The following is a 17705-nucleotide window of genomic DNA, read 5'->3' as shown; positions in this document are numbered from 1 at the left end:
CTCGCGGGAGCTGCTGGCGCTGGAGCACGGGCGGCCGGTCAGCGTGGCCGGCCTGGTCACCGGGCGCCAGCGTCCGGGCACGGCCAGTGGCGTGACCTTCGTCACCCTGGAAGACGAGTTCGGCAACGTCAATGTGGTGGTCTGGCGTGACCTGGCCGAGCGGCAGCGGCGGGTGCTGGTGGGGTCGCAACTGCTCAAGGTCGACGGCACCCTGGAAACCGAAGGCGAGGTGCGGCACCTGATCGCCGGGCGCCTGACCGACCTCAGCCCGCTGCTCGATGGCATCAGCGTGCGCAGTCGCGATTTTCGCTGAAGCCGCCCCAGGCCCGACAGGCGGCCGGTTGTACCCGGTAAAACCCGTGGTGACCTGTGAAGCAGGTCCGGTTTTTTGGGTAATTCCGGCTTCTGTGAGCGCGCCTTGAAACCATCTGCAGCGCCTATGCTCAAAGCCTGTGGGTTGGGTTATCTTGTGCCCCGCCGGGCGCCATGCCCGTGCTTCTTTTTCTGACCACGATCTAACCGGGTTCGTCGATGTCGTTCTTATCTGATCACCATGGGTGCCAAGGCTGGCAAGGCGAGATGGCAGGCCGCATTCGCGCCTTTGACTGGGCCGTTACCGACCTGGGCGCCCTCGAACACTGGACGCCCAGCCTGCGCAGCACGGTGCAGTTCATGCTCGCCTCGCCGGTGCCGCTGGTGATGCTCTGGGGGCCGGTGGGCTACATGATCTACAACGACGCCTATGCGCAGTTCGCAGGCGGGCGCCACCCGTACCTGCTGGGCTGCCCGGTGGAACTGGGGTGGCCGGAAGTCGCCGATTTCAACCGTGAAATCATGCGCACCTGCCTGGGCGGCGGCACCCTGTCGTTTCGCAACAAAGAGCTGGAATTGCTGCGCAACGGCGTGCCGGAGCCGGTCTGGCTCGACCTCTATTACAGCCCGGTGGCGGGGGATGACCAGGCCCCGGCCGGGGTCATGGCGATTGTGGTCGAGACCACCGCCCACGTTATTTCCGAGCAGCGCCGGCAGGCCGCCGAGCAGGCCTATCGGGCCGAGAACGAGCGGGTGCAACTGGCCTTGAACGCCGGGGCGTTGCTGGGCTCGTTTGTGTGGGACATCAAGGCCGATCGGCTGTCGGGCGATGAGCGTTTTGCCCGGACCTTCTCTTACCCCCTGCAACAGCCGCTGGATGACCTGCCCAGCGAGATTGCCGAAAGCCGGGTGCACCCCGACGACTTGCCACGGATCCAGGAACTGGTCGATTACAGCGTGGCCAAGGGCGGCCCCTACAATGCCGAGTACCGCGTACGTTGCGCCGATGGCAGCTACCGCTGGCTGCTGGCGTGCGGCCGTTGCGAGTTCGACAGTGCGGGCGAGGCCTTGCGTTTTCCCGGGGTACTGATCGATATCCACGAACGAAAAATCGCCGAAGAAGCCTTGCGCCAGCTCAGTCGCAACCTCGAACAGCGGGTGGCCGATGAGGTCCAGGCGCGCCTGGCGGCCGAAGAACAACTGCGCCAGGCGCAGAAACTGGAAGCCATCGGCGGCCTCACCGGCGGCGTGGCCCACGACTTCAACAACCTGCTGCAAGTCATCTCCGGCAACCTGCACCTGCTGGCGCGGCACGAGCCGGACAACGCCAATGTGCAGCGCCGGGTGCGCACCGCGATTGCCGCGGTAGAGCGCGGCGCCAAACTGTCGACCCAACTGCTGGCCTTTGCCCGGCGCCAGCCCTTGTCGCCGGCGGTGTACAGCCTGGACAGCCTGTACGAGGGGATGGAAGAGCTGCTGCAACGGGCCCTGGGCGAAACCATCCGCATCCAGGTGCAGTTGCCCGAAGCGCCGTGGTGCATCCGGGTGGATCGCAACCAGCTGGAAAACGCCGTGCTCAACCTGGCGATCAACGCCCGCGACGCCATGCGCGGTGAGGGCACTATCCTGATCCGTGGTGAAAACATCAGCCTGGACCGTGAGTTCTGCGTCGGCAGAGGCATTGCCGCCGGTGACTACGTGCGCCTGTCGGTGGCCGACACTGGTGGCGGCATGGCGCCCGAGGTGCTGAAGCAGGCGTTCGAGCCGTTTTTCACCACCAAGACCGAGGGCCAGGGCACGGGGCTGGGGCTGAGCATGGTGTTCGGTTTCGTCAAGCAGAGCGGTGGCCATATCGACATGCTCAGCGTGCCGGGGGAGGGCACCCAGGTGCAGCTGTACTTCGCCCGCAGCCTGGAGCCGGAGGCGGGTGATCCGGTACTGGCGGCGCCCCGCAGCGGCGGTGGCCAGGAGCGGATCCTGGTGGTGGAAGACAACGAGGATGTGCGCACCGCCGCGGTCGAGCTGCTGGAAAGCGCGGGTTACCAGGTGCTGACCGCGATCAACGGCGATGCCGCGATGCAGTGCCTGATGGACGGGCTGCAAGTGGACCTGATCTTCACCGACGTGGTGATGCCGGGCCTGATCAAAAGCTCCGACCTGGCGCTGTGGGCCAAATCCCGCACCCCGCCGATCGCGGTGCTGTTCACCTCGGGGCATACCCGCGACATCATCTCGCGCAATCACCAGCTCAGCCCCGACACCCACCTGCTGAGCAAACCCTACGGACCCCAGGCACTGACGAGCATGGTCAGGTCGGTGCTGGATCGCTGAACCCCGCGACCTAACTGTGAAGCAGTGCATAAAACCGAAAAACATCGACGACAAGCCCCGGGGCAGGCTATAGGCTACAAAGTTGTACTAACTTGAACTGAAACGACGCAAAAAAAGTGTCGGCAGGGCTTCATGACAACAGACTTCGTCTTGCGCGGGTTGAACTAGACAATTGATTGGGACGTACCACTGTGATCTCCAACCTTGAACTGCGCAAAATCGTCGAATCAAGTTTTTTGCCCCTGTATTGCCAATGCACCATCGGTCACGACGGGGTGATGACCGTGCGCATCAGCGACCCTGACAGCGGCCGGGTCGACCTGCTGGTGACCGGGATCGCCACCGCCGCCCTGACCAGCTCCCGGGCAATTGCCGAACTGATTGCCGAGCTGCGCTACGACCTCAATCACACCGGCCTGAGCGATAACCTGGGGGGCCGGCAGTTTCGCGCCTGAGCCCTTCGGCGCTGCCACCGCCGGGCCACCGCAAGAGGCCCGGGCGAGCACTGGCATTGAACATTCACTGCCTGTCGTTGCCCCAATAGCTGGGCGGCCTGCCTGCGCCGGCGATGCATCGCGCCGGGCAACTGTGTGATGATCCGCGGTCTGGTCGCTCTTCACTTCCTGGCACCCGACACAAGGCTGGCTCATGACTTCGCAGCGCACACCGTCCCCTGATTCCACAGCGTCCTCCCTGCCCTTGAACAGCTCGGGTTTCGTCCGGGTGCGTGGCGCCCGTGAACACAACCTGCAGAACGTCGACGTCGATATCCCCCGCGATGCCCTGGTGGTGTTCACCGGCGTCTCGGGCTCGGGCAAGTCGTCCCTGGCGTTTTCCACCCTGTACGCCGAAGCCCAGCGCCGCTATTTCGAATCGGTGGCGCCCTATGCCCGGCGCCTGATCGATCAGGTCGGGGTGCCGGACGTCGACTCCATCGAAGGCCTGCCGCCGGCCGTGGCCCTGCAACAGCAGCGCGGCACACCTAGCACCCGCTCTTCGGTGGGCAGCGTGACCACCTTGTCCAGTCTGATCCGCATGCTGTATTCCCGCGCCGGCAGCTACCCGCCGGGGCAGCCGATGCTGTACGCCGAAGACTTCTCGCCCAATACCCCGCAAGGCGCCTGCAGCCAATGCCATGGCCTGGGCCGGGTGTATGAAGTGACCGAGGCGTCGATGGTGCCCGACCCTTCGCTGAGCATTCGCCAGCGCGCCGTGGCCTCCTGGCCCCTGGCGTGGCAGGGGCAGAACCAGCGGGACATTCTGGTGACCCTGGGTTATGACGTGGACATTCCCTGGAGCCAGTTGCCGAAAAAACAGCGCGACTGGATTCTCTTCACCGAAGAAACCCCCACGGTGCCGGTCTACGCCGGGCTGACCCCGGCCCAGACCCGCGAAGCCCTCAAGCGCAAGCAGGAGCCCAGTTACATGGGCACCTTCAGCGGCGCCCGGCGCTACGTGCTGCACACCTTCAGCCATAGCCAGAGCGCGCTGATGAAAAAGCGCGTGTCGCAGTTTATGCTCGGCAGCCCGTGCCCGCTGTGCGACGGCAAGCGCCTCAAGCGCGAGGCGCTGTCGGTGACCTTTGCCGGGCTGGATATCGGCGAGTTGTCGCAGATGCCCCTGCTGCAACTGGCCGAGGTGCTGCGCCCGGTGGCAACGCAAGGCTACCTGGCCGAGATCGAGGAGGGCGGCGCGGTGCTCAGCCACCAGCAGACGGCTGCGGCGCGCCAGCAGCGGGTCGCTCAGGGTGCGCCGGGGCATGCCGGGGCGCCGGATGTGCGGCATACGCCGAACCTGTCCCTGGAAAAACGCCTGGCCGCCCAGCGCATCGCCCAGGACTTGCTGGAGCGGGTCAGCACCCTGACCGACCTGGGCCTGGGCTACCTGGCCCTGGAACGCAGCACGCCGACCCTGTCTTCTGGCGAGCTGCAACGCCTGCGCCTGGCGACGCAATTGGGCTCGCAACTGTTCGGCGTGATCTACGTGCTCGACGAGCCTTCTGCCGGCCTGCACCCGGCGGATGCCGAAGCCTTGTTCGAGGCGCTGCAACGGCTCAAGGCCTCGGGCAATTCGCTGTTTGTGGTGGAACATGACCTGCAGACCATGCGCCGCGCCGACTGGCTGATCGATGTCGGCCCGGCAGCCGGCGAGCAGGGCGGGCAGGTGCTGTACAGCGGTCCGCCGGCCGGCCTGGCCGAGGTCGCCGCGTCCCAGACCCGGGCCTACCTGTTCGGCGAGCAGGCCCCGGTGCCGCGCACGCTGCGCAAGGCCGAAAGCTGGCTGCGCCTGGAGGGCATCACCCGCAATAACCTGCGCGACCTCAGCGTCGAATTTCCCCTGGGCTGTTTTACCGCGGTGACCGGGGTGTCGGGTTCGGGCAAGTCGAGCCTGGTCAGCCATGCCCTGCTGGAACTGGTGGGCGCGCACCTGGGCAAAGCGTCGAGCAACGAGGAGCCGGAAGAACTCAACCTCGAGGACGACGCGCCGCAAACCAGCGGTGGCCAGGTCAGCGCCGGGCTGGAGCAGATCAAGCGCCTGGTGCAGGTCGACCAGAAACCCATCGGCCGCACCCCGCGCTCGAACCTGGCGACCTACACCGGGCTCTTCGACCAGGTGCGCAAACTCTTTGCCGCCACCCCCGAGGCCCGGGAGCAGGGCTACGACGCCGGGCAGTTTTCCTTCAACGTCGCCAAGGGCCGCTGCCCGGCGTGCGAGGGCGAGGGTTTTGTCAGTGTCGAGCTGCTGTTTATGCCCAGCGTCTATGCGCCGTGCCCGACCTGTCACGGGGCCCGCTACCACCGGCAGACCCTGGCCATCCAGTGGCAGGGCCTGAACATCGCCCAGGTGCTGCAACTGACGGTGCTCGAAGCGCTGGCGGTGTTCGCCGAGCAGCCGGGCATTCGCCGCGCCTTGCAGGTGCTGCACGATATCGGCCTGGGCTACCTGCGCCTGGGGCAGCCGGCCACCGAGCTGTCCGGGGGCGAGGCGCAACGCATCAAGCTGGCCACCGAGCTGCAACGCAACCCGCGCGGCGCCACCCTCTACGTACTCGATGAGCCCACCACCGGCCTGCACCCGCGGGACGTCGACCGGCTGCTGGAACAGTTGGACAACCTGGTGCAGGCCGGCCACAGCGTGGTGGTGGTCGAGCACGAAATGCGCGTGGTGGCCCAGGCCGACTGGGTCATCGACATGGGCCCGGGGGCGGGCGACCAGGGTGGCCGGGTGGTGGTCAGCGGCACGCCGCAGCAGGTGGCGAAAAACCGCAAGAGCCGCACCGCGCCATTTCTGGCCCAGGCCCTGGGGCAGGCATGATCTGGCGCAAGGATCGACGACGAACGGTTACCGCTGGTCCGATTGGCGGTCGACAGACCCCGGGGGGCGAGGCCATTCTGGTAGGCGACACGCGCGGTAACGGGCGTGTTTCCGATCAATAAACGGAGGTGTTCCATGCCGGTGATTCACGACATTTATCAAGACCTGAGCCGCAGCAAAGAAGACATTCAACAGTGCCGGGCCAACGACCCCCACTTGAATGCGCTGTTCGACAAATACTCCACGATCGATGCTCAGGTCATTCAAGCGGAGGCCGCTGCCGCCGCCGATGATGAAGTGAGGAAACTCAAGGAAAAACGCCTGCTGATCAAGGACGAAATCTCCCAGAAACTCACCGCCCGCTCCTGACACCATCCCCACCCTCAACCCGCGGCTACACCCGTAGCCGCTGCCGCAGGCCCGGGCCGCGTTCGGACGTTGGCCCTGATCGACGCCGAAGATATTCCTGAAAAAACATCGGGTTCCTCAAGGGCCAGCGCAGCCTCGGGCCTCGGCGGCTACGGGTGTTTTTGCAGCGCCAGGTCCAGGGGCAGGCGCGCCATGTGGCGGGCGGTGAGTGAGCCGAAATACAGGTGGTCGCCGTACTCGCGCACCGTGGTGATCGGCGAGTAATTGCCGCTGCTGGCGTCCTGCAGGTTGGCAATCACCCGGCCCTGGGTATCGAGGCCCAGGGCAAAGGCGCGTTTCTCCACCGGTTTGGGCAGCACCGTCAGCGCCCGCACCACCATCTTGCGGACCAGCGGGTAACCGGCCGTGGCATCGAGCAACGGATTGCGCGGGGCATACAGCGCGACCCAGAACCGGTCGCGGCCATTGAAGCTCAGGTTGTCCGGCAGCCCCGGCAGGTTGTCGATAAACAGATCATGGCTCCCGGCGCGCTCGCCCTTGAGCCAATAGCGGCTGATGCGATAAGCGCCGGTCTCGTTGACCAGCACATAGGCTTCGTCCGGCCCCAGGGCGATGCCGTTGGCGAACTCCAGGCGGTCCAGCAGCACCTCGGTCTTGCCGTTCTGGAAGTCATAGCGCAACAAACGGCCGTCGCCGCCGTGCTCGATCACTGCCTCGCCATCCTGGCCGTACCCCCAGCGGCTGCTGGCATCGCTGAAATAGGCGTAGCGCCCGGCGGCGTCCACCGCCACATCGTCGGGGAAACCGAATGTCAAGCCATTGGCCTCGGTGCTCAAGACACTCAACTGGCCCTGGGCATCCAGCGCCAGCAGGCCCTTGATCCCGTCGGCAATGATCAGCCGCCCATCGGGGTGGCGCGCCAGGCCCAGGGGCCGACCGCCGGTATTGACCCGGACCTTCAGCAGCTTGCCATCGAGGCTGGTCTGGATCACCCGACCGTCGTGCAGGCCGCTGAGCAGTTGGCCGTCTTCCAGCAGCAGGGCTTCGGGGCCGTCGATATCCCTGGCACCCACCGCTTCAAGTCCTTTGAGGCGCTGATTGTCGGCATAGAGGCCGCTGCTCAGGGACGGCGCGGGCGCAGGGCTCCAGGCCACGGGTTGGACCCGGGTCGGGAGCAGCAGCAAAAACGCGGCAAGGGCGATGACCAGCAGCAACAGCAGGCGACCCGTTTTGAATCGGCGAGGGGCGATCGGGTTCATGGTGCGGTGACTCCTGTCCGGGGCAAGATCAGTCGGCAGTGTACGCGGCGGCGCTCGGGGGAATGGCCTGTTGCGCCATTTCGCACAATGCCAGCAATGAGTCCGCAGATTCGCGCTCGATCCGTCGCTTGAATAACAGCTGATTGCCCAGGCGCATCAGCCACCCGCCGAAACCGTACTCCAGGGTCCGCACAAACCGCGTGTGGCCGCTGTCCAGCGCCTGGCATTCATAGGTCACCTGCAACTCCAGGCCATGGTCGCCACGGGCCCGGGCGCTCCAGCGCTGGCCCGGCAGGTATTCGCCGACCTGCCAGCTCAGGTGCCCGCTGCGCCCGCCGGCATGAATCTCCTCCTCGAAGCGTGCACCGGCGTACAGCGGGCCGCTCGGGCCTTCGACCGTGAGCGACGACGGATGCCACTCCGGCCAGCGGCTCGCGCTGCTGGCGTAGGCCAGGGTCGGGACCACGCTGCGGGGGATGTCGATCTGATGCTGCATACGGGTCATGGGCAGGCTCCGGGGCTCGGCGGCAATGGGTTCGGGTTCCCAGTACAGGGTGCCGAACAGGTAATCCATCAACGGCAGCACAATATTGAAATTGCGCCCCTGCATCAGCTCGCGGCGATGGTGCAGCTCGTGCAGGCGGCGCATCTGGCGAATCCACGGCAGGCGCGCCAGCGGGTGCCCGGCGGGCAGGTGCTCGCAGGCGTGAAACCACTCATAGGCCAGGTAGCCGATCAGCATCGCACTGGCAAGCAGTGCCGCGACATTGGCGTTGAACGGGCGCAGCAGCCACCACAGGGGCAGGGCGAACAGCAGGCTGTGGAACACGATCAGCCAGGCTGGAAACAGGATCACCCGCCAGTCGCGCGCCCCGTCGTAGGTCATCCGCCCCGGGACAAAAAAACTGTGGTGGTCGCCGCTATGCCGCTTATAGAACAGCCGGGCAAAGGCTTGTTTGTGATGCCCCAGCCAGCGGTGCACGACGTAGATGCACAGGTTGAAAAACACCAGCCCCAGGGGCAGCGTCAGCCATTCCAGGGGCTGCACCTGCTGCAGCGTGCCGGCCAGCAGGGCGATGCACAGCACGCCGTAGCCCAACACAAAACCGCCGTGCAGCCAGGGGTTGTAACGGGGGCTGACGCTGGCTCGGTACTGTTCGCGAAAATGTTCGGTGGTGTCTCGCATGGCCCTGTTCCCGTTGTTGTTTTTATCGGCAGCAGCGTAGCCGCCGCCTGACTATCCAGCCACTGCGCAGGGCACAGGCGAGAGCGCTACCCGGCTCCCAAGCCCGCCCCAGACGGTTCGGCGCTGTTGAATCGGGGGGGCGACCTCAGGGACAATCCACGGCTTTGAGCGCACTGCAGGGAGCAACCGATGGAAAAGACCGTGGCATTGGCGATTGAGGCCCTGGAGCCTGCGGAGGCCACCCGGCTGGTGTGTGCCCTGGCGTTGGGTTTGTTGCACGCGGTGCAGGATGAGGCCATGGACCTGGCGGAGGCCGAGCGCCTGCTGTTTTCTCCGCGTACCGCTCATACCTTGCAGCACAAGGGCCTGGGGCCCGAGCTGTCGCAGCTGATTCTCGAGTGCTGCGAACTGGAAGATGTGCTGAGCCTGATACCCGAGCGCTTCGCACATAACGTGGCGGCCATGGCCGAGCGCTTTTCCAGCCTGCTCAAGGGCGATGCGGGTTATGAAGAACGCACCAGAAAGAAGTCTGGATGGGTGGATCTGTATGTCATTCGCTGATGACACGCCGAAGTGCTCCATGACCCCAGCCAGCTACCCGCGGGGCAAGGTGTTTATGGCCTTCCTGCTGTGCCCGCTGGTGCCGGGGTTTATCGCTGGCCTGGTCAATAGCGGGCTAATGCTGGCCCACCTGGCGACTCATCCACGGCTGATCGGCGAGGTCCGGGGCGGTGAAATTCTGCTGATGCCACTGCTGACACCCCTGGTGGCGTTCCTGGTGTTTCTCCTGCCGATGTTTGCCCTGGCCCTGGGGGTGGTCCTGCTGAAGGTCAGGCGTTCAGCCTTCAGCTGCAACGTCTTGGCGTTGCTCGGCAGCGTGATGGTGACAGGCTGGGTCCTGCTGTTTATCCGCGCCGTGGTCAATGGCGTCGAGCGGGCACGCTACGCGGACTACCTGCCGGGCATACTCCTGCTCTGGCTGGCCGCTGCGGTCACCTGCTGGTTGACCGCCCGTTGCTTCCTGCCGTCACCGGACAGCCCGCCCGTGTGCCGCGCCGCGCCTGACTGATTCCCCGGAGCGCGGCGCGAGCCGCGTCAGCAAGAAGGCGAGCTGGGCCAGTTCTGGATCGCGCCGCGCCAGCCCTCATAGGCCTTGGCCGCTTGCAGCAGCCATTGATCGGCAAAGCGCGGGGCGATCATCTGCAGGCCGATGGGCAAACCCTCGGCGCTGAAGCCGCAGTTGATCGACCTTGGGCCGGGCGTCAGTCGGGTTGCCGATGATTTGACTGTGGCGTCTCCAACGGGCCCAACCATCATCCGTGGCGCTGCCCTGATGAGCTTGTTCAGCCGCAGGAGCCGGCAAGCTGGCTCCTATGGAGGCAGGTGTCAGGGTTGAAGAGACTGTGCCCGCAGCTGGCGCCCCAGTACATCCAGCACATCACAGCCATCACGCAACGGAATGGCGCAGACCAGCGCCAGCTCCTGCAACACCACGGCATCGCCGGGGATATCGGGACGCGCGGCGAAGTTTTCCAGCAGTTGAGTGACGGCGCGGATGCGATAGGCGGCCGCTTCGTACAGCACATCGGCGGGGGCCTGGGTATCGATCAGCAGGGAAGGGATGGTGCAGTCGTGGCCGGTGATCGGCATATATCTGTTCATAAGTAACGCCTCGGTCGGTTGAGAGCGCCACTCGATCGTCGCCAAACGAAGGGTGGCAGCTGTACGCAGGTTGGCGAACCGGGACCGGGGAGCCGGCAGACCCGAAGGTCTCCCGCGTACAGCCGCCATAAGGCAGCGTTACGGATGCGAAAAGCCCTGCAAACAAGCGCAGGGCTCTCGCACACGGTCATAGGGTCGCCAAACCCGATCGTCATCAGGACGACGCAGGACTATAGGCACGCCCCCAGGAACGGGACAAGGCACTGGCACGACAGGAATTTCTGAGATTGCTGTAGGACGCAGGAGCGCGAGTGTGAATCAAGCACGCCAGAGGTTCAACGCCCGGCCTCAGTCGAAGCCGATACGCGAGGTCTGGCGAGTTTCGCGGTCATGCAACTGATTGATATCGGTCTCGTAGCTGCATTGCCCGCTGCAACGGTGTTCGACGCTGATCGGGGCCTTGAACTGCAACTTCAGTGTCGGCGCAGTGGGTTCGGGCGCCGGCGCCGGCGCCGCAGCCGTGGCCTCTGCCAGCGGCGGCTGCGGGTAGCTCAAGTCCAGGCTGGCGGCCTGGGCCGAGCAGGCCAGCAGGCTGAGAAGGGCACCGGTAAAAAACGCTTTGCAACTGCACATCATCCACATCGCACGGTCATAAAAGGGTTGCCGATTATAACGAACCAGGGTCGGTAAATTTAATAAAAAGCCTCTGCAATGGGGTTCTTCAGCCATTTTGAACGTGGCGCATGCTCGCACCATGAAACATTTGTCATGCCCCGGGCCCCCTGGCAGCTCCTACACTGCAGCTCATTCCCATGGCCACGGACACCCCCATGACGGCAAAACCAGCAGCGAGCATTCTCGACACGGTTGAAGGCCAGCGCCTGCAAGGCGCCGACGCCGGCCAGTGGCGCGAGTGGGGGCCTTACTTGAGTGAGCGGCAGTGGGGCACGGTGCGTGAGGACTACAGCGCCGATGGCGACGCCTGGCGCTACCTGCCCCATGACCACGCGCGCAGTCGGGCCTATCGCTGGGGCGAGGACGGCCTCGCCGGGTTCTCCGACAAGGCTCAGCATTGGTGCCTGGGGCTGGCGCTGTGGAATGAACGCGACAGCATTCTCAAGGAGCGGCTGTTCGGCCTGAACAACGCCGAAGGCAATCACGGTGAGGACGTCAAGGAGCTGTATTTCTACCTCGACGGCGTGCCCAGCCACGCCTATATGCGCATGCTCTACAAGTACCCCCAGGCGGCCTTCCCCTATGACGACCTAGTGCGTGAAAACGCCCGGCGCGGCCTGGGCGATGCCGAGTACGAGATCCTGGATACCGGCGTCTTTGAAGACCAGCGCTACTTCGACGTGACGGTGGAATACGCCAAGCACCAGGCCGATGACCTGTTTATGCGGGTCACGGTGCACAACCGCGCCGACCAGCCCGCGCGGTTGCACGTGCTGCCCCAGGTGTGGGCGCGCAACAGCTGGAGTTGGGGCGACGACCCGCGCCGGCCGAGCCTGATACTGGAGGGCGAGCGCGTGCTGGCGCGCCACCCGCAATTGGCCGAGCGCCACGTCACTGCCTGGGGCCCCGAGCCCTGCCAATGGCTGTTCTGCAACAACGACAGCAACTTCCCCAGGCTCGACGGGCTGGCCGCGCCGGGGCCGTTCAAGGATGGCTTCAACGATTACCTGGTGGGCGGCGTGGCCAACGCCATCGCCCGGGACGCGGGCACCCGGGCCGCCGCGCAGTTCAGCCTGACCCTGGGCGCCGGCGAGAGCCAAAGTGTGTACCTGCGCTTTGCTCCGGCAGGCGCCGAGCCGGTCAGTGCCCGCCACGTGTTCGAGCGTTGTCGGGCCGAGGCCGATGATTTCTACGCGGCCCTGCAAGCCGGCCTCGACCAGGCGGATGCGCGTAATGTGCAACGCCAGGCCCTGGCCGGCTTGCTGTGGTCCAAGCAGCTGTATTACTTCGACGTCAAGCAATGGCTCGACGGCGATCCCGGCCAGCCGCCACCGCCGCCCCAGCGCGAGCATCTGCGCAACAGCCACTGGCGGCACCTGGCCAACTTCGACATCGTGTCCATGCCCGACACCTGGGAATACCCCTGGTACGCCTCCTGGGACCTGGGGTTCCAGGCGGTGGCCTTTGCCCTGATCGACCCCGGGTTTGCCAAGCACCAGTTGCTGCTATTGGTCAAAGACCGCTTTATGCACCCCAATGGCCAGTTGCCGGCCTATGAATGGCGCTTTGACGATGCCAACCCGCCAGTGCACGCCTGGGCCAGCTGGCGCGTGTACCAGCAGGACAAGGCGCTGACCGGCGCGGGTGACCTGGATTTTCTCGAGCGGATCTTCCACAAACTGCTGCTTAATTTCTCGTGGTGGGTCAACCGCAAGGACGCCGAAGGCCGCAACCTGTTTCAGGGGGGCTTTCTCGGCCTGGACAATATCGGCCTGTTCGACCGCTCGGCGGCGTTGCCAGCGGGCTACACCCTGGATCAGGCCGACGGCACGGCCTGGGTCGCGGCCTATGCCCTGGACCTGATGCGCATCGCCCTGGAACTGGCCAAGCGCAACCCGGTGTACGTCGATATCGCGGTGAAGTTCTTTGAACACTTCCTGTATATCGCCGGCGCCATCAACCGCGTCGACGCTGCCGCCGAAGGCCTGTGGGATGAACAGGACCATTTTTTCTACGACGTGTTACAGCACCCGGACGGGCTCAGCGAACCCCTGCGCCTGCGCTCCATCGTCGGCCTGATGCCGCTGTTCGCGGTGCAGGTGCTGGAGCAGCACGAACACGAAGGGCTGCCGGGGCTGCGTGAGCGTTTGCTGGGGTTTATGCGCCATCGGCCGGACCTCGCCAGCCTGGTGTCGCGCTGGACCGAGCCTGGGGAGGGCAACCGCATGCTCCTGGCGCTGCTGCGCGGGGAGCGGACCAAGGACCTGCTCAAGCGCATGCTGGATGAGGCGGAATTTCTCAGCGAGTTCGGCGTTCGCTCGCTGTCCAAAGCTTTTGCCGAGCAGCCGTTTGCGTTGCAGGTCAATGGCAACCCGTTATGCGCGCGCTATGTGCCGGCCGAGTCCGACTCGCGGCTGTACGGCGGTAACTCCAACTGGCGCGGGCCGCTGTGGATGCCGATCAACTACATGCTGATCGAGGCCTTGCGCGAGTTTCACCGCTACTACGACCAGAACTTTTCCGTGGAGTACCCCAGCGGTTCAGGCTACCTGGCATCCCTCAAGGAGGTGGCGGATGGCCTGAGCCAGCGCCTGACCCGGTTATTCCTACGGGATGAGGACGGGCTGCGACCCTCCATGTGCGGCTACCCGCAACTGCAGGCTGACCCGGTTGATCGTGACCTGGTGCTGTTCCATGAATACTTCCATGGCGAAACCGGACGCGGCCTGGGGGCGTCCCATCAGACGGGATGGACGGCGTTGGTGGCGCTGTTGCTGCAACCTTAGTCGCAGCAACGGCGGTGATGGCGGCGCGACGTTATTGCTCTTGCGCCTGCTTCAGTTTTTCCGAGACATCCGATACCACCCAATTCAGGGTCGCGACCGGAACCGTGATCGCCTTGCCATCGGCGTACAGCGCGCAGAACGAGGTCGAGCACTGCATGACCCGGTAAGTGCCTTTATGCCCATCGGGGTCATTGACGGTCACCAGTGGCGATTTCTTGAAGCCGCCTTTCAGATCGTCGGCGGCCGAATTCTTACCAATCAGTGAGAACGGGGTGATGGTGATCATCAGGATGAACGAGATGAAAAACATCGCGACAAACAGGCCGTAACTCGGGATGAAGATATACAGCGCGCATTTGCCCATCTCCTTCCATATCGACGGTGCGGGTGGGCGGGCCTGTTGCTGGCCGGTTTGCTTTTTATCATTGAGTTTTTTGCTGAGCCTGGCGATCAAGTAGTTGAGGCCACCGAACACCACGATGGTCAGCACGCAGACCAGGGTCGCCCATAGCCAGTGTTGCCCGATGAATTCAAAGCTCCCTTTCAAACCATTGGTCATGGCGTGATACCAGGCCAGCACCGCGGTGACGAAGGTGCTGGAGGTGTCCATGGGAAACATCGAGGTTTCCAGCTGGAAGTAGCCCAGGTATCCGTCGTGGTAGGCCTTGCCGTTCAAGTAGAAGAACGGGGTGGTGATGGCCAGGATCACCGAGCCGATCATGCCCCAGGCAATCGGGCTCTTGCCGGTGGTTTCCTGGGTTTTTTCTGTGTCTTTAAGCTTGGCGTTCACTCTCATTCCTTAAGATTTTCCAATGGCGTCTTTGGTGCTCAAAGCCCTGCGCCGGGCGAAACCATAGCAGCTGTTTTCTTTTCTGCGATCAAAAAAACAGGGTGCGACCGGGTCATGGCCGCAGCGGATGTGGCGCTTACTGGCCGTACCAGCGAGGCTCGACACTGGAAAAACCGGCGAAGTCCTCCCAGACCTTTTGCGTGCGTTGCAGGCTGGCGTGGATGTGCTCTTCGCCGAAAGCCATGGCCCAGATCACGCTGAAGAAGGTATCGAACGCGACGTAGAACGCCATGCGCGTGAAAAACCCAGGGTCGGCTTTGCCCGCGCAGTAGCCGTCAATCTGGCCACGGGCGAAGTCGCTGCTGAGGTTGCAGGAAAACAGCGCCAGCCTGTTGAAGTCTCGCGCCGGATCGCCGAGACGACAGCGGTTGAAGTCGATGATAGACAATTGGTCATCGGTGCCCACGATCATGTTGTTCAGGTGATAGTCGCCGTGCAGAAACACCCGCGGCGCGTCTGCCAGGACATGAAAGTGCTGCTCGATGAACTGCAGGAAGTCTTGTTCATGGGCCACTTGATAGCCGCAGCCCCGGTACTGTTCGAGCTTTTCAAGGTAGAGGGCACGCATCTGCTGTTCGGCGTTGTCGGTGCCTGGAGGCACAGCAACGCTGTGTATCTGCTGGAGTATCCGACCGGCTTGCAGGCCTAGTTCATAACAGGCAGCGGCGGGACGCTCGGCAACCCAGTGCGCGCCATCCTGGCCCTCGATCCACGACAGCAGCGAGTAGACCTGGCGTCCTGAATCAAACAGGCCAAAGGCCAGTGGCTGGGACATGGCGATGCCCTGTGCCGCCAGGTGTTGGGTCCACTGGAACTCGTGGTGTTTGCGGGTGTGCTGGGCGGCGTCGCTGGTGCGCAGGAGCAGGTGCTGGCCCTGGGCATCGACGATGTGAAAGATCCGATCGCTGGACCAGCCCAGGGTCTGTTCTTCGATGCTGCGCCACGTGGCGTGGCCGGGAATGTCGTGCATATCGCCTCCTGGCAAACAGCTGCCGCCCCAGCGGGCGGCAGCAAAAAGGCGGCGATATTACGTGGCCTAGCAGTGCTTTGAAAGCCTGCCGGTCAGGCCTGCTCAGCTCACCAATGCCACCTCCCGGGGTTGCGCCCAGTCTTCGATCAAGCGCTGTGGCGTGCAGCAGGTTTTGCGCTTGTAGACGAATGCCGCGCATTTTTCGGCGAAGCCTTTGCGGTTGTGCACCATGTCCTGGTGCATCTCCTCCAGCTCGGCATTGCGGCAGTGCTGCATCAACTGCGGGTCGGCCTGGGCCTTGCGCTCGCGGATGGCCTGGTAGCGGCTATCGCTCAGGGCGCTGTTGGCTCGTTGCAGCAGCCACAGGGCGAACTCGTCGGGGCAGCGCGGGCCGATCTCCTGCACCATGCCCATCTCCAGGGCCTGGAGGGTGCTGATGGGCAGGCATTCCTCGGTGAGCCGCTGGGCCATGGCCTGGCCCACGGCGCGGGGCAGGCTGTAGGTCCAGTATTCGGAGCCGAACAGGCCCATGGTCTTGTAATGCGGGTTGAGCACCACGTCGGACCGGGCCAGGACGATGTCCGCCGCCAGCCCCAGCATCAGGCCGCCGGCACCGGCGCTGCCGGTCAGGCCGCAGACCACCATTTGCCGGGCGCTGAGCAGTTCCTGGCAGACGTCGTCGATCGCCTGGATGTTGGCCCAGGCTTCGAGGCCCGGTACGGGGGCGGCCTGGATCACGTTGAGGTGCACGCCGTTGCAAAAAGCACCGCGTCCGCCCTTGATCAGCAGCACCTGGGTGTTCTGTGCCTTGGCCCAGCGCAGGGCGCGGGTCAGGCGCTGGCATTGTTCGGTGCTCATGGCGCCGTTGTAGAAGTCGAAGGTCAGCTCGCCGACATTGCCTGACTCGCGGTAGCGAATCGGCTGATAGGCCTCATTGCACAAAGGCGAGTTTTCGATTGACCAGTCCAGGTGCGGCAGGCCCTCCAGGTGCTGCGCCAGCACATGCCGCGCCGGACGCTTGAAGGTCTCGGCACCGGGCGCGGCCTTGGGTTTGAGGGCGCCGATCCACAGGCTGTGGTCGCCGGCGGCCACCAGCACGGCGTCGTCGTGCACGGCGAGCAATTCCCCGGGGGTACCGCTGCGTGCATCCAGGTGGGCGTCATACAGGTAGTACTGGCCGCCGGCCAGGCTCGCCAGCACCCCCGGCTGGCCGTCGGCGGCGTCGATGCAGCGCTTGATGAAGCGCGCGCAGTCGTGCCAGCTGAAGGTACGGTCGCTCTGCTTCATGTTGGGCTGCAAGCGGCCACGGACGTTGGGGTCCAGGTAGTTCAGGGGGATGGGGGTGAAGCCTCTGGTGAATTTTTTCACCACGTCCTCGATGCACTGCAACGCGGCGTCGCTGATCAGGCCGTTGTACAGCTCGGATTTACGCAGGTTGGCCGGCAGGGTGAATTCGTGGGTCGACCAGATCGGCCCGGCATCCATTTCTTCCACGGCTTGCAGGGCCGTGACGCCCCAGCGGCTGACTTCATTGGTGATCGCCCAGTCCAGGGCGCTGGCGCCACGGTCGCCGACGATCCCCGGGTGGATGATCACCAGCGGCCGTTGGGTATTGGCCCACAGTCGCTGCGGCACCCGGTCCTTGAGAAAGGGGCAGATCACCAGGTCGGCGTTGGCGTCTTCGATCTGTTGGCAGACCGACTCTTCGTCGGTGAACAGCACCACGCTGGGGCGGTGCCCAGCCTGGCGCAGGCTCAGCCAGGCTCGTTGGGTCAGGCCGTTGAAGGCGCTGGACAGCAGAATGATCTTCAGTGATCCCATGGGGTGACTCTTCCTTGAGTGATAGGCACGGCCGGTCGCTCCGATCAGCCGTCCCTGGCCTGTGATGGAGACGCCAGAGTAGAGACCTGCGCGAAACCGAAACTGACTGAGATCAATCAAGCGTGCCGCCAGCCAAACAAGGTGCCCGACGGTCATCCCGCAAACCCCG

At 64.5% G+C, this 17705-nt stretch carries 15 protein-coding genes and 1 pseudogene; 8 read left to right on the top strand and 8 right to left on the bottom strand.

Annotated elements, in window-relative coordinates; all coding sequences use genetic code 11:
* From CF161_RS12410 to CF161_RS12390, 5 genes are all read left to right on the top strand, one after another.
* Positions 1-313, top strand: a 313-nt coding sequence (locus tag CF161_RS12410) for an OB-fold nucleic acid binding domain-containing protein (RefSeq protein WP_020296922.1), incomplete at its 5' end; no start/stop codon positions are given.
* A 218-nt stretch (positions 314-531) separates the two neighbouring features.
* Positions 532-2643 (top strand): PAS domain-containing sensor histidine kinase, encoded by a 2112-nt coding sequence (locus tag CF161_RS12405; protein ID WP_043229289.1) that lies wholly within the window; start codon positions 532-534, stop codon positions 2641-2643.
* Between the two features lie 191 nt (positions 2644-2834).
* Positions 2835-3098, top strand: a complete 264-nt coding sequence (locus tag CF161_RS12400) for a DUF1652 domain-containing protein (RefSeq protein WP_020296920.1) — start codon at positions 2835-2837, stop codon at positions 3096-3098.
* A gap of 193 nt (positions 3099-3291) precedes the next feature.
* Positions 3292-5958, top strand: coding sequence for an excinuclease ABC subunit UvrA (uvrA, locus tag CF161_RS12395; protein WP_043229287.1), 2667 nt, complete (start codon positions 3292-3294; stop codon positions 5956-5958).
* A gap of 135 nt (positions 5959-6093) precedes the next feature.
* Positions 6094-6327, top strand: coding sequence for a DUF465 domain-containing protein (locus CF161_RS12390; RefSeq protein ID WP_020296918.1), 234 nt, complete (start codon positions 6094-6096; stop codon positions 6325-6327).
* A gap of 149 nt (positions 6328-6476) precedes the next feature.
* On the opposite strand, the gene CF161_RS12385 is transcribed toward CF161_RS12390, so the two are convergent.
* Positions 6477-7586 (bottom strand): SMP-30/gluconolactonase/LRE family protein, encoded by a 1110-nt coding sequence (locus CF161_RS12385; RefSeq protein ID WP_020296917.1) that lies wholly within the window; start codon positions 7584-7586, stop codon positions 6477-6479.
* Positions 7587-7614: 28 nt separating this feature from the next.
* The gene (locus CF161_RS12380; RefSeq protein WP_020296916.1) at positions 7615-8772 is read right to left on the bottom strand and encodes an SRPBCC family protein; all 1158 of its coding nucleotides are present in this window, start codon (positions 8770-8772) and stop codon (positions 7615-7617) included.
* A gap of 189 nt (positions 8773-8961) precedes the next feature.
* On the opposite strand from CF161_RS12380, the gene CF161_RS31800 reads away from it, so the two are divergent.
* Positions 8962-9333, top strand: a complete 372-nt coding sequence (locus CF161_RS31800; protein ID WP_020296915.1) for a DUF3969 family protein — start codon at positions 8962-8964, stop codon at positions 9331-9333.
* On the top strand, positions 9320-9841 hold the full coding sequence (locus tag CF161_RS12370; RefSeq protein ID WP_256206361.1) for a hypothetical protein: 522 nt from the start codon (positions 9320-9322) through the stop codon (positions 9839-9841). The genes CF161_RS31800 and CF161_RS12370 overlap by 14 nt, the downstream gene beginning before the upstream one ends.
* Positions 9842-9867: 26 nt before the next feature.
* On the opposite strand, the pseudogene CF161_RS32220 reads toward CF161_RS12370, so the two are convergent.
* The 3 genes and pseudogenes from CF161_RS32220 to CF161_RS12360 all read right to left on the bottom strand — a co-directional run.
* Positions 9868-10020, bottom strand: a pseudogene (locus CF161_RS32220) (amidase); the annotation flags it as partial.
* 138 nt (positions 10021-10158) lie between these two features.
* Positions 10159-10434 carry a hypothetical protein gene (locus tag CF161_RS12365; RefSeq protein WP_043229285.1) on the bottom strand — a complete coding sequence of 92 codons (276 nt, stop codon included), beginning with the start codon at positions 10432-10434 and terminating at the stop codon, positions 10159-10161.
* A 348-nt stretch (positions 10435-10782) separates the two neighbouring features.
* A complete protein-coding gene (locus CF161_RS12360; protein WP_256206360.1) occupies positions 10783-11067 on the bottom strand; it encodes a hypothetical protein in 285 nt (94 codons plus the stop codon).
* A 197-nt stretch (positions 11068-11264) separates the two neighbouring features.
* Between CF161_RS12360 and CF161_RS12355 the strand changes: the two genes are divergently transcribed.
* A complete protein-coding gene (locus CF161_RS12355) occupies positions 11265-13895 on the top strand; it encodes a hypothetical protein (protein ID WP_020296910.1) in 2631 nt (876 codons plus the stop codon).
* A gap of 31 nt (positions 13896-13926) precedes the next feature.
* On the opposite strand, the gene CF161_RS12350 is transcribed toward CF161_RS12355, so the two are convergent.
* The 3 genes from CF161_RS12350 to CF161_RS12340 all read right to left on the bottom strand — a co-directional run bounded on the left by CF161_RS12350 (position 13927) and on the right by CF161_RS12340 (position 17536).
* The gene (locus tag CF161_RS12350) at positions 13927-14685 is read right to left on the bottom strand and encodes a hypothetical protein (protein WP_020296909.1); all 759 of its coding nucleotides are present in this window, start codon (positions 14683-14685) and stop codon (positions 13927-13929) included.
* 136 nt (positions 14686-14821) lie between these two features.
* Positions 14822-15715 carry an aminoglycoside phosphotransferase family protein gene (locus CF161_RS12345; protein WP_020296908.1) on the bottom strand — a complete coding sequence of 298 codons (894 nt, stop codon included), beginning with the start codon at positions 15713-15715 and terminating at the stop codon, positions 14822-14824.
* 102 nt (positions 15716-15817) lie between these two features.
* Entirely contained in the window at positions 15818-17536 is a 1719-nt protein-coding gene (locus CF161_RS12340; RefSeq protein WP_020296907.1) for a hydrogenase maturation protein, read from the bottom strand.
* Positions 17537-17705 lie beyond the last annotated feature (169 nt).

Source organism: Pseudomonas sp. CF161 (assembly GCF_000416215.1).
Lineage (GTDB): Bacteria > Pseudomonadota > Gammaproteobacteria > Pseudomonadales > Pseudomonadaceae > Aquipseudomonas.
The sequence above is the reverse complement of the archived record's forward strand: the minus strand, read 5'-3'. Positions and strand labels throughout refer to the sequence as shown.